This is a genomic window from Psychromonas sp., from assembly GCF_041586535.1.
Taxonomy (GTDB): Bacteria; Pseudomonadota; Gammaproteobacteria; order Enterobacterales; family Psychromonadaceae; genus Psychromonas.
The window spans coordinates 1-17,172 of the sequence record NZ_JBFGZY010000019.1 but is presented as its reverse complement, the minus strand read 5'-3'; the positions used below and the strand labels follow the sequence as shown (position 1 = coordinate 17,172).

The window sequence follows — 17,172 nt, the reverse complement described above, 5'->3', positions numbered from 1 at the left end:
ATAGTTTTCTTTAATCGTAACAATGAGATCCTGCTGCCATGAAAATAAAGTTAATTGTATTATTTTTCTTTCTTTACCTGTTTTCGCTAATGATAACGTTACCGGCGAGTACATTAACACGCTTTATACCTCAAAGTGCCGGATTGAAAATTGCCGGTGTGTCCGGTTACGCGTGGCAAGGTGAGGCTGCACTGTTAACTTATAATAAAGAGCACAATTTTGAGCGGGTTTCATGGGGTCTGGATTGGTCAGCACTCACTACTTTACAGGTTAAACTGCATGTTAAATTTAATAATGGCCGTAATGCCATGTCCGGTGAGGGTATTGTGAAATCTGGTTTTTGGGGGAAGGGAGTTGAAAACCTGAAGCTTGACTTAAGTGCCGCACAGTTGCTTTCATATGTTGATTTACCTGTGCCGATTGAAGCCTCCGGTGACATAGCAATAACAGTAAAAGATGCCACCCTAGGTGATCCATATTGCGCTACGTTAGATGGTTTTGTGAACTGGGAAAATGCCCGGATCAGCAGTCAAGTTGGTGACGTGGATTTGGCCACAACAAATATTAATTTAAGCTGTGAGAATGGTGAGCCGGTTGCATTTATAAAGCAACAATCAGAACAGATAAGCAGTAATATCAGCGCGTTATTACAAAAAGGTGGGCTGTATAAGCTACAAGGGACGATTAACGCCAGTGATAAACTTAACCCTGATATCAGGCAGGCTTTGAACTGGATAGGTCCAAAAGATTCCACTGGTGCTACTTTGTTAAACTTTAATGGCCGTTTATAGTGCTTTTTAGAACATAACGTTACTTATCCGCCACGATTAAAAACAAAGTGGCTATCTGATCCAGAGGTGTTTGTAAGTACTTACTGTTTCTTGCATTTTTAAAAACTGGCTATTGTAGCTGGATTAACTTTCTGTATGGATATACACTGTCTATGTTTACAGTTTTATTTGGTGTGGAGATGAAAGTATGAAAGAGTTAACCAAGCGTCAAAGTGAAGTCTTGGATGTGATCAAAGAGCAGATGGCAACAACCGGTATGCCTCCTACACGAGTTGAACTGGCGAAAATCCTTGGCTTTCGCAGTGCGAATGCGGCAGAGGAACATCTGAAGGCTCTGGCGCGTAAAGGTGCGATTGAAATTTTATCGGGCACATCTCGTGGAATTCGTATTCTCGGTGAATATAAAACCAATGAAAAACCCCTTGAAGAGGGATTACCACTTATCGGGAAGGTCGCTGCAGGTGAGCCTATTTTGGCTCAGGAAAATATCGAAAATTATTATGATGTGGACCCTGTCTTATTCCACCCTAGCGCTGATTTTTTGCTGCGTGTACAAGGTGAAAGCATGAAAGATATCGGTATCATGGACGGTGATCTGCTGGCCGTGCATAAAACACAAGATATCAAGAATGGGCAGGTTGTTGTTGCACGCGTTGAAGATGATGTGACAGTAAAACGTTTTTATCGTGAGGGCCGTCAAGTAACTTTAAAAGCGGAAAACAGTCTATTTGAACCGATTAAAGTGAATTTGGAATATCAGGCTTTTGATATTGAAGGGATAGCTGTTGGCGTTATTCGGACCGCCGATTGGATGTAATCACTGCGCACAGGTTAATAGCTTCTGTAATCAGGTGAGATAGATCAGATAATATTACCGATTGACAGTACAGTTAAGCAATTGATGATACTTATGGCAATCTTATCTTTATTTTTATTCTATGTTACACAGAATGATTTTAATTTCCTTGGATTGAAAAATGAAAAAAATCTTATTGCTTATCATTCCGGCCTTTCTGTTAGCTTCTTTTCTATTAGGCCGTGCGCAGTTTGAAAATAAGTTGAGTAAGAATGAGTCGCTTATTATGTTTCCGGAGGGGAAAAGCTTAGTTGATTTTTCCTTTGATGTAGCGGGCAGTAAAAACTTTACTAACAATGAACTAAAAGATAAATGGACTCTTTTTTTTATTGGTTATACTTTTTGTCCGGATATATGCCCAACGACCTTGTCGCAACTTGACCGTGTTTACTCAAAATTAACAGCAGCCCCCTATCGCAACATACAAATTGTATTTGTCTCAGTTGATCCAAATCGTGATAAAGCAGAGCAATTAGCGGAATATGTACATTATTTCAATTCAGAATTTATTGGTGTGACCAGTACACATAAACAGTTATGGCCTTTTGTTCAAAATTTGGGATTAATCTATAGCATTGTTGATCAGGGTGTTGGTGAGCCCTACTATTTGGTGGATCACAGTGCTTCCATTGTGTTAATTAATCCCAAAGGTGAGCATCATGCCTCTTTTCAATCGGAAATGAATGACGATGGTATTTTTAATGTGAAGATGGACTTAATGGTAGAAAATATCCACCAAATTTATAAGAACTGGTATCAATAGTGCCGCTACAATAAAAACTAAAGGCTCACTACAGCAGTATTTATCTGTTTTCAAAATATGATCGGAATATTAATGAGTTGACCATGATATAAGGACATAAGCATGTTTGACATGGAGCATTTTTTACCATGATAAAATCCCTCCTTTTAAATTTTACTACCCACCAGAAAGTCTTCGCCATTGCACTACCGATGATGATTTCCAATATCAGCGTGCCCTTACTTGGCCTTGTTGATACAGCCGTTATTGGACATATGCCGGAATCTTACTATCTGGCGGGTGTGGCGGTCGGCTCGATGGTTGTCACCCTGATCTTCTGGATGCTTGGCTTTTTAAGAATGTCGACCACCGGCCTGGTTGCTCAAGCCTACGGGGCTGGCGACCATGAGCAAATTATACGCTTGTTATTACAAGCTATTTTTGTGGCATTATTGTTAGCTGCAGGTATTTTAATCTTACAGACACCCCTACTGATGTTGGCGTTAAAATTTGTTGACGGTAGTGGGCAGGTTCTTTTATACGCTGATCTATATTTTAATATCCGCATTTGGAGCGCTCCTGCTGCTCTGATGAATATGGCGCTTTTCGGCTGGCTTCTTGGTGTGCAAAATGCGAAAGTTCCAATGTTTTTACTGATTATCGCTAATGCCATCAATATTGGCTTAGATCTGTTATTTGTAGTTTATTTTGATTGGGGGGTCGCGGGAGTCGCATGGGCATCTCTGTTAGCCGATTATATTGCTTTATTGTGCGGACTATTGCTGGTTAAGAGAATCCTTAATCCTTTTTATAAACAGGGCGATTTCCTAAAATTAAGCAAACAGCTTACGGATTTTAAATCGCTTAAACAATTTATTTTATTGAATCGCGATATATTTATTCGCACGCTGTGCATTCAGGCGACCTTTGCATTTATGACCATACAGGGGGTTAAATTAGGAGATGATATTGTTTCTGCCAATTCTGTTCTAATGCATTTTTTATTGCTTATCTCATTTTCTATGGATGGTCTTGCCTACGCAGCAGAAGCCTTAGTAGGTAAAAATATTGGCAGTCGTTGTTTAACAAAGTTTAAAGAAAGTGTTTATGTTACTCTGTTTTGGGCGTTGATTTTTAGCTCTGCGCAGCTTTTTTTATTCTATTTGTACGGCCAGTGGATTATTGTGCAGATCACCTCGATCACAAGTGTGCAGATGCAGGCTTTTAATTATCTGCCCTGGTTAGTCATTATCCCCATTACCTCGGTATTGGGTTTTATTTTTGATGGTGCTTTTATCGGAATGACGCGCGCAAAAGAGATGCGTAACAGCCTTATTTTTTCTCTCTTAGTTGTCTACTTTCCAGTTTGGTTAATATTTTCAGAACAAGGCAACCACGCTTTATGGATAGCTATGAATGCCTTTATGCTGGCGCGGGGGGTAAGCCTGGCATGGATCTATGCCCGCCTTAATAAAAGGGGGCAATTAATAGCAATCTAAGATAATTATCAGGAAGGATGTTAATCGGAGATACCTGTTTAACATGCACCCTCGGTATTTCAGCTTTTAAGATAATGATTTAGTCCAAAACATAGCGCCGCCAAATTGCGGATCCAGCACATAATCCGCATAGCCTAACTTACTGTAGGCATTTCTTGCAACGTGGTTCCCCTCAAGTACTTCAAGGGTGATTTTGCAGCAATTACGGGATCTTGCGATCTCTTCTACCTTATTGAATAACAATGTTGTCAGCCCCTGTCCGCGGAAACCCTGATAGACGACAACATCGTGGATATTAAACAGGGGTCTGCAGGCAAATGTGGAAAACCCTTCTATTGCAGTTAACAATGCAGCGGGTTTATCTTCTGCAAATATTAATACAATAAAAATATCATTACGCTTTAATAATGTTTGAATGAGATTTTGCTTTGCAAAGGCAGAGAGGTCCTGACCTCCCCCCATTGGATCCGATCTGAGGGGGGAATGTAACTATCATAGGAGTACAGTACTCTCAAAGTAAAAAAGCCAGAAGGAAATACCCACGGGCTCCTTTATTAACGAACGGGAATAGCTATCACTTAACTTAATGAGTCACTTCAAGTGCTCTTTCATTGCTCCAAGGAGATAATCACTGGCTAACCTGTTATCGTTCAAGAAAACAGTTGCTTGTTCATCACTTCTTATAGCCTTGAAAAAGCCATCCCAATCAACAGATAGGTCGTTTTTGTCAGAAATTGTTACTAAACGTTGATATTGTGCCTCAAGTTTCGCTAGCTTTTCATTCACTCTTTGAATATCACCAGTGTAGTCTTTATAAGGGTTTACTGGTTTTGTAGGGAGCACTTCCGGAATATATTTGGCTGTCATAGGTTCGGCTATGCTAACTTTCATAATACGTTTTGGTCTAGTCGGATATACGTAATCTTGTTCAACTTGATAGTTTTTCTGGGGATGAATTTGTGGCCAAGTTAGGCTGGAATTCGTTCTAGCGTCTGTTTTATAGTGAGAACATTCCATGTAAGGATCACTAAATGGCATCTCTTTCTCACAAGACTGTAACATTTTCAGGAATTTCTCTGGATGTTGAGATGCGTTATCAAGATGTTGCATTATCTTAACTTCCCATGATTTAGTATAAGGAGGCTTCCAGCCCCTTTGCTTTAACCTCTCATGCATGGCCATAACCCATTCGGCGAGTATTTCCAAATCCTCATTAAAAAGATCTTGCTTGTGCTGTGCTTGACGATTTTTGATTTTAGATACTTCTAGCTCATATTGGGTCATTTCCTTCTGATATTGTAATGAAAGTCGCTCTGTTTCTGCTGCTATTTTCGTATTATGCTCATCTAGTAAACGCCTGTTCTCGTCAAGTACTCGCTGTCTTTCGTTGTTATTCCGAGCCGAAATTTCATTGAAATCATGATTATACTTTGTCATTAGGGTGGGCATTTTGTTTCTTTCATACTGTTTAAACAGTTCTGTATCCGTCTGCATTTCCATTTTTTTTGTTGATACTTCTATTCTTTGCCGATATACGGAGAAAATGCGATCAGAATATTCAAGAGCTTTATTCGGATTGGTATCTAGTAGTGTTTCGTTACAACCAGTTAAACTTAGTACAATTATAATTCCAAGAATATTATTTTTAATAGACATATACAACTCAAGTGCGTGAAAAGGTCATTGATTATAAACAAATTGTCAAGGAAAAAACAGTAAGCCATCAGAAAAGTACCGTAACACCTATCGTGTAATATTTCACGAATTGGGAGAGATATGTGAACTACTCTAAGGCTGCTTGGATATAAATCGAGATCGGATAATAGCTTCAATGCATAAGCTGTCACTATAACGGCATGAATAAGATGATCGTCTATAAATTAAAGATGAATGTTTTTTCCTGAACAAGTAATCACAACTGAAGTTCTATACCATGAGAACTCTTACTACTTCTGCCAATAATATCTAGTTGGTATTTAGAAAGCATCTGAAAGGTGCTTCTCATAATACTTGCTAAGTTGAGTGGTTGATACATGTATAGTCTTGTAGGGAGATGGTATATGTACCAACCATTTTTTAAAGCAACTAACCATTCAGGGTAAGTCTGTTAGTCCGAATGGGCTTACTCCCTTTACACATGCAGTTTTTCTCACTACTCATAGCTCTGGACAGAAAGGTAATCTCTCCTTTGTACCGGCTCCTTCCTGCGTAGGACTCTGGCTTGGACAGAAGGTAAGCTTTAAAACACCATTGAAGTGTTCGGATTGTTGTTTAATTACTCCTTCCTCTCATTGCTTTAATGTAAAACTTATTGCTTATCATTCTGTTCTTAGTTGGACAGAAGGTAGAAAGTTGTTACTTAATTGTCCCTCCTTCTAATTAGTCTGGAGTTGGACTTAAACATTCTCAATAGCCCTGTTACATGGTGAGGACTTTAATATAATCACCATCATCCTATAGTCTCAAGCAGACTTTAAACAGCTTAACTCTGCAAGAATTTCAGAGGCACTTCAAAGGTACTTGATAGTTTCTTCACAGATACTTGGTAGGGCAGGTATTTGTAGCAAGGGCGACTAAGTACTTAATAGGTCATGTTAAGTTCTATGTAGAGTGAGGTATTTATAACTTGGTGGTATTTATATCAATAGGTTGGTGGTACTTCAAAGTGTTGGACTGAAAGATTCAGAATTTACAATATATTGTTCGATTCATTTGTAGATGTTTGTAACTTCTGTTTAAGGTTCTGGTATCCCTACAATACCTATATAGAATCTTAGTAGTATATATCCCTACATATATATTACCTTTCAGTTCAATCGGTTATATGTCCTTCAGGATGCTTAAAGGTAGGTGTATGTTACTTGTATTTCTCTCTTGTATCATCTCCTATTACTTAGATAACTTTAAAAGGTATATAAGTGATTGTACTAGTCACTGTATAGGATTCTGTATAGAGGCTTGTATCGTACATCTATAAATATGTACCTATAACTTATAGGTTATGTGTATGTATTTATAGCTGTATTACTTATGTATTTCTTTACTTACTCTCTTACTTTACAGAGTACTTTAAAGGGTCGTTATAGCTTCTCTTTATTAGGCCCCCTAGTGTATGGGTAAAAACCCCATACTATATAGGAGAGGCATTTTAACGTCTAAGATGATAAAGAGGCCAAAGCAAAATTTGCTAATGAATTCTCAGGAGGCAAAGGTGAATCAGCTTATGTTGGTGAAGCTAGTAAGCAACCATCTAGAACTTTTGATATGCCAATGGATGATAGCAGTGACTTTGATGCCATGTAGTAATTACCTTGAAAGTGAGGCTTAGGTCATACTTCAAAGTCTTATCTGTCACTTCACGACATATTGCATCTGAGGCGTAATGTGACATTAAATGCAAATAAGCTTGGGCATGCACGGAAAGTGATAAATCCGCCTGCACAACGTGAAACATGATAACTCCTTAAATAAATTGCTTTATACCCATGATACTTCAAGATGCCTTGCCCTACGGGGCGCGGGCTCGAAAACCAGCGCTGCGTTACAACACTCGAAAAGACAATGACCATTACCTCATGTTGCGCCTTGATCTGGTCTCCGAGCTCGTGCCTGACAAAGCATTTTGAAGTAACATGGGTATATACCTAAGCTACTTGCAGGTGTAGGAATCAGCAAGCAGCTCGGTCATATCGTTCGATAATATCATCTATCACAAATTTTTTAAGCGTATTCATAAAATTAATGTTAGACTTCTAGATGTCTAAATGAAATAGCGAATTTTAATCTGGAGATTCTAAATTATGCCGATCCGTATCCCTGATGACCTACCTGCTGCGGGTATCTTAAAGTCAGAAAATATTTTCACTATGTCTGAGACGCGCGCAAGCCATCAGAATATTCGCCCGTTAAGAGTGTTAATTCTTAATTTGATGCCGAAAAAAATTGAAACAGAAACACAGATAATGCGTTTATTATCTAACACGCCTTTACAGGTGAACGTTGAATTAATCCGGGTAGACGCACGTGCATCACGTAATACACCACAAAAACATTTGGACAAATTTTATGGCGATTTTGATCGCGTTAAAAATCAGAAGTGGGATGGTTTTATTATTACCGGTGCGCCTCTTGGTCAAATTCCTTTTGAGCAAGTTTATTATTGGGATAAGTTTACAGAAATAGTTGAATGGTCCCGTCATAATGTAACCTCAACACTCTTTTTATGCTGGGCTGCTCAGGCTGCCCTCAATTACCTGTATGGTTTAAAAAAAGAAACGCGTGAAGATAAACTTTCCGGCATTTATTTGCATACCACTTATAACCACCATCATCCTTTAGTGCGCGGTTTTGATGATGAATTTTGGGCACCATTATCACGTTTTGCTGAACTTAATTCACAGGTGATTTCAGAAAAAACAGATTTAACTATTTTTGCTGATGCGCCAAATGCCGGTATTTATTTAGCGGCCAGCCCTGATTGCCGTCAGGTGTTTATTAGCGGACATCCGGAATATGATGCAAATACGCTGGATAACGAATATTTACGCGACCTTGATGAAGGCTTAAACCCTAAACTGCCGGTTAATTATTATCCTAATGATGATGAAAACCAAATACCGCGGGCAACCTGGCGAAGTCATGGAAACTTGTTATATAGCAACTGGTTAAATTATTGTGTATACCAGGTGACACCATACGATCTATCTGAGTTGGAATAACGGGTTAAAAAAAATTTATAAATATTTACTCATTTCGTCTGATTTCAATGGCGATACAGATAATAGCTTCTAAACTGTATGTGTGAGCAACAGAAAATAGAAATAAGAGTTAGCTCACCGGCATTTAGTAGATAAAGCTGAAGATAAAAAATAGTGATAAGTAGTATTAAGTAGTGTAATAAGACAGTAGTAACAAGTCGCCAGATAGTCTGTTGGTATCGAGTTTTTTGTCGGTTTTAAAATAGCAGGGAGGATTGTTGATTACTTTGCGTCAGTTTTAAACAGAGCAAAACCTTATTAGGAGTTACTATCGGTAACTCATGACCCGACGGGTAATTAATGGTGAGGCCTGTTTATTGTAAATTACTGTAAGATGTTTTGGACGTATCACTAACATGGGGGGCTATATATTATTATTTCGTATCAGTTTTCTCAAAGCGGTAATAGAATTTAGGAGTCTGCTTTTTTAAGCTACTCATTGCCAGTGCGGCGTTACTATTATTGCTTTTTGTAACGTGGTAGCCGATCGTAAGTTGGATTGAAGATTGCTCGTGGTTTTCTATGTTTGTATTTTGCTTAACTTAAGACTATTTATGAATGACTATATTAGTTTATTTATTGAGTGGTGGCATTAGCAGCTTAGAATAATAGGAGACCAACTGTAGGAATCATTTCGGTTTATTATGATGGCATGACAATTGTTCTTTGTAAGTGAAAAGCGAGCTGTTACTGGTTCGCTTTTTTGTATCCGAAATTCATAGCCAATCCAATACATTTCTATTCAATCAGGCTGGTGAACATGAATGTTAGCTGTATATAAAAATATTTTCGCTCTTTGTTATTGATTTGATTATGAATATCCTGTTGTTCAGCACTCCGTGAGCAGCTAAAGATGTTCAAAATAGTTCCATACTATTTTGAACATTAGAACAGCTCGTTAATGCAATCAATATCTTGATTTCATCCATTTCCCCCAAGCCTAAATAGATAATTTAATTGGTTGGTGCAAATACCGGAACAATCCTGTTCGTTAGAAGTACCAATAACTGCCCTGATTGCGAGCACGCAGACTTGCTATTGTTATTTTTCTGCGTTATCTCAGGCCATTTATCTATACCTGTTGTTATTCATTTTATTCAGCGCAAAATTTATTCATTATTTACAAGAGAATATTTCAATCAAACTGCAGTTTTGATGCATAAAATTACTGCGGTTTTATGTTAATATTGTTACCTATTATTCACAGTATCCAATATCAGGGAGCTCTATGACAGTTCACGATCGCAGCGCAATTATTAAAGCGCAATTAGAAAAACACATTCTCCTTATTGACGGTGGCATGGGCACTATGATCCAGTCTTATAAGTTTGAGGAGGAGGATTACCGTGGGGAGCGTTTTTCTGATTGGTCGTGTGACGTAAAAGGTAATAATGACCTGCTGGTTTTATCTCAGCCGGAAGTGATTGCAGAAATTCACCGCCAGTATTTAGATGCCGGTGCAGATATTCTTGAAACCAATACTTTCAATGCAACGACCATTGCCATGGCTGATTATGAAATGGAATCTTTGTCAGCCGAAATTAACCGGGAAGCGGCCCGCATCGCCAGGCGTGTGGCGGATCAAAAAACAGCAGAAACGCCGGATCGTCCGCGTTTTGTCGCGGGGGTCTTAGGCCCGACCAACCGTACTTGTTCGATCTCGCCTGATGTAAATGATCCCGCTTTTCGTAATGTGACCTTTGATGAGCTGGTTGTTGCCTATAAAGAGTCCACTCATGCTTTAATCGAAGGCGGAGCGGATTTAATTTTAATTGAAACAGTTTTTGATACGTTGAATGCTAAAGCTGCCGCTTTTGCCGTATCGACAGTTTTTGAAGAGTTAGGTTATAAACTTCCTGTGATGATATCGGGTACGATTACCGATGCCTCCGGGCGCACTCTTTCGGGACAAACAACCGAAGCATTTTACAATTCACTGCGTCATGTAGAGCCGCTTTCATTTGGTCTGAACTGTGCGCTGGGCCCTGATGAGCTGCGCCAGTACGTGCAGGAGATGTCACGTATTTCTGAGACTTTTGTTTCTGCGCATCCTAATGCCGGTCTACCTAACGCATTCGGTGAGTATGATTTAGAAGCCGATGAGATGGCTGAGCATATTAAAGAGTGGGCAGAAAGTGGCTTTTTAAACCTGGTCGGAGGGTGTTGCGGCACTACGCCTGAACATATTCGTGCGATGGCCGAAGCGGTTGCCGGTGTTAAACCACGTGTATTACCGGAAATAGAAGTCGCCTGCCGATTAAGCGGGTTGGAAGCGTTAACTATTAATAAAGATTCACTCTTTCAAAATGTCGGAGAGAGAACCAATGTTACCGGCTCCGCGCGCTTTAAACGTCTGATTAAAGATGAACTATACGATGAAGCTCTGGAAGTGGCCCGCCATCAGGTTGAAGCCGGCGCAGATATTATTGATATCAATATGGATGAAGCGATGCTTGATTCATTATATGCGATGAAGCGTTTTCTTAATTTATGTGCTTCCGAGCCGGATATATCGAAAGTACCTATTATGGTCGATTCTTCTAAATGGGAAATTTTAGAAGAAGGGCTTAAATGCGTACAGGGTAAAGGGATTGTTAACTCGATCAGTATGAAAGAGGGTGTTGATAATTTTATTCATCAGGCTAAATTAATCCGCCGTTATGGTTTTGCGGTGATTGTGATGGCATTTGATGAGCAGGGGCAGGCAGACACCCGCGAACGCAAGTTTGAAATTTGTCAGCGTTCATACGATATATTAGTTAATCAGGTTGGTTTCCCGCCGGAAGATATTATCTTCGATCCGAATATTTTTGCTGTGGCCACAGGTATTGAAGAGCATAATAACTATGCGGTTGATTTCATTGAGGCTGTTAAAGATATTAAAGACAATCTTCCGCATGCGATGATTTCAGGTGGTGTCTCAAATGTGTCATTTTCTTTCCGCGGTAATAACCCCGTCCGTGAAGCGATTCATGCGGTGTTTCTCTACTACTGTATCCAGAACGGCATGGATATGGGGATCGTTAATGCTGCACAATTAGCTATTTATGACGATATTCCTAAAGAGTTAAAGGATGCGGTAGAGGCCGTTGTTTTAAATAAGAGCCCAACAGCAACGGATGATCTGCTTGAACTAGCTGAAAAGTATCGTGATTCCGGTAGTGAAAAAGCGGATGATGGAAAGGCCTTGGAGTGGCGCGGTTTACCTGTGAATGAGCGTATCGCCCATGCGCTGGTCAAAGGGATCACTGAGTTTATCGAAGAGGATACCGAGCAGGCGCGTTTAGCCGCGGGTATGCCGATCGAAGTGATTGAAGGGCCATTGATGGATGGTATGAATATTGTCGGCGATCTGTTTGGTGCAGGAAAAATGTTTTTGCCGCAGGTGGTGAAATCTGCCCGGGTAATGAAACAGGCGGTTGCATATTTAAATCCGTTTATTGAGGCAACTAAACAGGTCGGTGAAACAAACGGCAAAATTGTGATGGCCACGGTGAAGGGCGATGTTCACGATATCGGTAAAAATATCGTCGGAGTTATTTTGCAGTGTAATAATTACGAAATTATCGATTTAGGCGTGATGGTACCAACAGAAAAAATCATTCAGACCGCGATTGCTGAAAAGGCCGATATGATTGGCCTATCCGGACTGATAACGCCGTCTCTGGATGAGATGGTTTATGTCGCCAAAGAGATGCAGCGCCAGGGACTGCAGCTACCATTATTAATCGGTGGGGCAACCACATCGAAAGCCCATACCGCGGTTAAAATTGAGCAGAACTATGATCAGCCGGTGGTTTATGTTTCTAATGCATCACGGGCCGTAGGTGTTTGTCAGAAATTATTAAGCGAAAAGCATAAACCGGAGTTTGTCAAAAAACTTGATCTGGATTATCAGCGGGTGCGTGAGCAGCATGCTAATAAAAAACCACGCAGTGCGCCGGTTTCATTAGCCCGAGCACGTGCTAACAAAGCCAAAATAGACTGGGCGAACTACCAGCCCCCTGTCCCTAAGCAGTTAGGCGTGCAGGTCATTAAAAAAATGCCGATCGGTGAATTACGTAAATATATTGACTGGACTCCGTTCTTTATGACCTGGGGATTAGCAGGAAAATACCCGCGCATATTAGAAGATGACGTAGTTGGAGAAGAGGCTACGCGTTTATTTTCTGACGCTTTGAACATGCTGGATAAAGTTGAAGCTGAAGGTGAAATTTCGGCAAATGGAATAGTCGGTATTTTTCCGGCGAACAGCGTTGAAGACAGTATTGAAATTTATAGCGATGAAACACGTACCACAGTTTTACAGGTAAGTGAAAATCTGCGCCAGCAAACGGAGAAAAAACCTCCCTTTGTGAACCATTGTTTATCTGATTATATTGCGCCTAAAGCATCCGGTGTCGCTGATTATATTGCCGCCTTTGCAGTAACCGGCGGGATTGGTGAAAAAGAAGTCGCAGATCGTTATAAAGCGGCTCACGATGACTACAATGCGATTTTGGTGCAGGCTGTTTGTGATCGCCTGGCGGAAGCTTTTGCCGAGTACCTGCACCAGAAGACACGTAAAGAATATTGGGGATTTGCTCCTGATGAGACCTTGGAAAATGATGATCTGATCCGTGAGAAATATCAGGGTATTCGTCCTGCACCGGGTTACCCGGCTTGCCCGGAGCACAGTGAGAAAGGTATCATCTGGGATCTGATGAATGTTGAGCAGGAGATTGGGATGCAGCTGACCTCGAGTTATGCAATGTATCCCGGTGCGGCAGTTTCCGGTTGGATATTTTCCCATCCCGAGAGCCGTTATTTTGCCGTGGCCAAAATTCAGCAGGATCAATTAGAAGATTACGCTCGGCGCAAAGGCTGGAACTTATTAACTGCTGAACGATGGTTAGGGCCTAATTTGTAACAGCTTATCCCGGTTGCAGAAATTAAAAGAGTGCATCTATTGCACTCTTTTTATCTGCACCGCTTAAATTATCCGTTCTATTTTTTCTCTCTAACCGTAATAACGCTTTATTTATGCCTCCCTGATCTTTATCATTAACGATCCATTTTTAAGTTGGTTATACAGATGCCTAAAATCACTCCGCAAGATATTTCTACTAGTTTCGGCCGTAATATTATTGATCGTGGAACGCGCTATTTTAAAGAAAGCCGGGTCCTGTCTTGTGAATATGATGATGATAACAGTCTGCTTAGCGGCACTATTAAAGGCTCCTCAGACACACCTTATCAAACTAAGGCTTCAATTAAAAAGTCCAATAAAGGCGGCTTTATTATTCAAAGCACCTGCACTTGTCCTGTTGGTTGGAACTGTAAACATGCCGTTGCTTTGTTACTTGCTTATCAGGCGGATACGCCAAATTACAATATTGAAAATAGTTATCAGGCCTGGTTTGATTTACTGCAAAATCAACTAGTTAAAAAGCAATCTGTACCGGCTCCAAGTGCCTACCAGGGATACTTCCGTCTCTCCTTTGATAAAAAAGCATATAATCATGCCATGCAGTATGTGCAGGTGGAGTATGGTTCGCTACGCTTATTAAAAAGTGAAAACGTTAATGTTTTTGCGGAAAAAAATCTTATCTCTGTTGTCGAAAATGAATCCTGGATGGAAAGTTATAAGTGGGTAAAAAAAGAAGATGTGAGTATTTTACAGCTTCTTCTGGCAAAGGAAGGGCGTGTGCCTAAGCTTGAAAAAACCTCGCTACATACTGAAAATGATCTGCTTGCATTACATAAAATATTAGCAACAGGGCGCTGTTTCTGGCAGGAGGTGGGTTTACCTTTACAAGCCGGTGAAAAGAAATCACTGCAACTGCAGTGGATTGAAGAAGATAATTTGAAACGTCTGCAGGTGGGCCTTGAAGATTGCGATAACTGGTTGCTTATTCCTACGCCAAGACCTTTTTATCTGGATACTGATCGTGGTTTGGTCGGTGAAATTGCAACTAGTTTTGACAGTGTCTGGATTTTATCTTTGTTAAAAACGCCACCTTTGGCTGAGCAGCAATGTGCGCATTTTACCGAGCAGGTTGCATTGCGTTTTCCTCAGGCTGTTTTACCCAGTCCGGCGGTTTATCCTACTCGAGAAATTATCGATAATTTACAAGTTGTATTCAGCCTTAATGAAAACACTATCAAAGGACAGAACCTCTTTGTCGGACGATTATATTTTCGTTATGGGGAATGTGAATTAAATCCAGGCATAGTCGAACAGCCGGAACGTTCACAATTTATGTTGAATAATGAGGTGGTTACAGTTCACCGGGATTATGAACAGGAAAGTTTAGCGTTAAAAAACTTTGAACAATTGTGTTTGTTAGATCTATTTATGTATGATGCTAAACAGCCGAAAACTGGGCAGCTATTGGGTATTCTTCCGCCGGAACTGGGTGGCTCTCAGGAGTTTCAGTGGTTATCATTTTTAACCGCTCATAAAGCACGCCTGGAAGTAATGGGGTGGGTATTTGAAATAAACCCCAATCTGGCATTACATAGTGAGCAGGTAGACAGTATTGATATTGAGGTGGAGGAGCAGGGGCACTGGTTTGATCTCGGTGTTTCCATTGAGATTGAAGGCAGGCGTATTGAGCTGCTGCCGTTATTGCTGGAATGGTTGCGCAGTAATGAAGACTGGCAGGAACATCAGTTTGACATTTTATTAGCGCAATCCAACGGCCGTCCTTTACGTATTAAGCGTGAATCCATTCAACCCATTTTGTCTATATTGCAGGAGCTGGGTGAAGTTAATAATGACAGTATTCATCTGCCGCAGAGTCAGGCTGCATTGCTGGCCCAGCTGCCGGAGATAAACCGCTGGGTTGGCGGAACTCATGTTAAAGCGTTAGCTGAAAAATTAACTAATTTCACCGGAATCCAACAAGTACAATTACCTCAGGGGCTTGATGCCACGCTGCGGGATTACCAGCAGGCCGGTTTAAACTGGCTGGTTTTTTTAAATGAATATGGTTTTTCGGGCGTGTTGGCCGATGATATGGGCTTGGGTAAAACCATTCAGACTTTGGCCTATTTACTGTATAAAAAAGAGCGTCAGCAATTAGTTGATCCAGCTCTGGTGATCTGCCCGACCTCTTTGGTAGGCAACTGGTTAAATGAAACGCTTAAATTTACCCCTGATTTAAAAGTGCTGGTATTGCACGGTACGGATCGCCATCAGCATTTTGCCAGCCTTGCTGATTATGATTTAGTGATCACCACCTATCCGTTAGTCGGACGGGACTTTGAACAGCTTGAACTACAGCCATTCTCAGATTTAATTCTCGATGAAGCGCAAACGATTAAAAATCCTCTGGCTAAAATGACAAAAAGCATCAAGCGGTTAAATGCAAAACAGCGGTTATGCTTAACCGGTACGCCGATGGAAAATCATTTGGGTGAATTATGGTCTTTGTTTGACTTCTTAATGCCGGGTTTTTTAGGTAGTTACACGACATTTAACCGCTTTTATCGTAAAGGTATTGAAGGGGAGGGCAATGAACAGGTACAAGCCTGGTTGCTGCAAAAAATTCAGCCTTTTTTATTGCGCCGTACTAAAGACGATGTAGCCAAAGAGCTGCCGGCTAAAACTGAAATTATACAGAATGTTATTTTATCCAATGACCAGCGAACATTATATGAAAGCATTCGCGTTACCATGGAAGCCAAGGTACGTGATTTACTCAGGGAAAAAGGGCTGGCAAGAAGCCGTATCGAGTTTTTAGATGCGCTTCTTAAACTGCGTCAGGCCTGTTGTGATCCCCGTTTAGTCAAACTTGAGCATGCTCAAAATATTAAAAGTTCGGCAAAATTGGACTTTTTAATGGAAGTTTTACCGGAAATGATTGAAGAGGGAAGACGCATTCTGATCTTCTCCCAGTTTGCACAAATGCTTGGTTTGATCGGAGAATCACTGCAGGCGAAAGGCATAGACTTTGTCAAGTTAACCGGCCAAACACGTAATCGCGGCGAAGTGATTGATCAGTTTCAAAATGGTGAGGTACCGGTTTTCCTTATCTCTTTAAAAGCCGGTGGTGTCGGGCTCAACCTCACTGCAGCGGATACGGTTATTCATTATGATCCGTGGTGGAATCCGGCCGTAGAAAACCAGGCAACAGACCGGGCTTATCGTATCGGTCAGGACAAGCCGGTATTTGTGTATAAATTAATTTGTGAACAGACGGTTGAGGAGCGGGTGCTTGCTCTGCAAACCCATAAGCAGCAGTTAGCCGACAGCGTTTATGGTAAAGAGCAGGAGGAGAAATTTGCCCCTGACAGCAGTGACGCGTTATTAAAGCTGTTTGAGCGTTATTGATTTATACGCTCTCATAATTAAGAGCCTTTAACAGGCTCTTTGTTATTAGAGCCCCTAGGGTCTGTTGAACTTTCGAGATTGTTTTTGCAGCAGTTTGTTGGTTCTTTATACAAGGCAGAGCCTGCGTAGTGTAGTTATTCTACATAAACAGGCGATAACGCAGTAGAAAGAGCCAACAAGCGCTGCCCGAAGGGTTCGGCTAAAAGCGTT

At 40.7% G+C, this 17,172-nt stretch carries 9 protein-coding genes; 7 read left to right on the top strand and 2 right to left on the bottom strand.

The window, feature by feature from the left end; genetic code table 11:
• Positions 1-38 precede the first annotated feature (38 nt).
• The 4 genes from ABZA00_RS03720 to ABZA00_RS03705 all read left to right on the top strand — a co-directional run bounded on the left by ABZA00_RS03720 (position 39) and on the right by ABZA00_RS03705 (position 3,888).
• Complete coding sequence (locus ABZA00_RS03720; RefSeq protein WP_372880802.1) at positions 39-791, top strand: type II secretion system protein N; 753 nt, start codon at positions 39-41, stop codon at positions 789-791.
• Between the two features lie 187 nt (positions 792-978).
• Positions 979-1,608: a transcriptional repressor LexA gene (lexA, locus tag ABZA00_RS03715; RefSeq protein ID WP_372880801.1), complete on the top strand. Its 630-nt coding sequence runs from the start codon at positions 979-981 to the stop codon at positions 1,606-1,608.
• Between the two features lie 160 nt (positions 1,609-1,768).
• Positions 1,769-2,410: an SCO family protein gene (locus ABZA00_RS03710; RefSeq protein ID WP_372880800.1), complete on the top strand. Its 642-nt coding sequence runs from the start codon at positions 1,769-1,771 to the stop codon at positions 2,408-2,410.
• A gap of 128 nt (positions 2,411-2,538) precedes the next feature.
• On the top strand, positions 2,539-3,888 hold the full coding sequence (locus tag ABZA00_RS03705; RefSeq protein WP_372880799.1) for an MATE family efflux transporter: 1,350 nt from the start codon (positions 2,539-2,541) through the stop codon (positions 3,886-3,888).
• 66 nt (positions 3,889-3,954) lie between these two features.
• Here ABZA00_RS03705 and ABZA00_RS03700 read toward each other — a convergent pair whose 3' ends face one another.
• Entirely contained in the window at positions 3,955-4,350 is a 396-nt protein-coding gene (locus ABZA00_RS03700; RefSeq protein WP_372880798.1) for a GNAT family N-acetyltransferase, read from the bottom strand.
• Between the two features lie 129 nt (positions 4,351-4,479).
• Positions 4,480-5,544 carry a hypothetical protein gene (locus ABZA00_RS03695; RefSeq protein WP_372880797.1) on the bottom strand — a complete coding sequence of 355 codons (1,065 nt, stop codon included), beginning with the start codon at positions 5,542-5,544 and terminating at the stop codon, positions 4,480-4,482.
• Between the two features lie 2,144 nt (positions 5,545-7,688).
• On the opposite strand from ABZA00_RS03695, the gene metA reads away from it, so the two are divergent.
• The 3 genes from metA to ABZA00_RS03680 all read left to right on the top strand — a co-directional run bounded on the left by metA (position 7,689) and on the right by ABZA00_RS03680 (position 16,962).
• Positions 7,689-8,606, top strand: coding sequence for a homoserine O-succinyltransferase (gene metA, locus ABZA00_RS03690; protein ID WP_372880796.1), 918 nt, complete (start codon positions 7,689-7,691; stop codon positions 8,604-8,606).
• A gap of 1,267 nt (positions 8,607-9,873) precedes the next feature.
• Positions 9,874-13,554 (top strand): methionine synthase, encoded by a 3,681-nt coding sequence (gene metH / locus ABZA00_RS03685; protein ID WP_372880795.1) that lies wholly within the window; start codon positions 9,874-9,876, stop codon positions 13,552-13,554.
• Positions 13,555-13,719: 165 nt separating this feature from the next.
• Positions 13,720-16,962 (top strand): SNF2-related protein, encoded by a 3,243-nt coding sequence (locus tag ABZA00_RS03680; RefSeq protein WP_372880794.1) that lies wholly within the window; start codon positions 13,720-13,722, stop codon positions 16,960-16,962.
• The last annotated feature ends 210 nt before the right edge of the window (positions 16,963-17,172 follow it).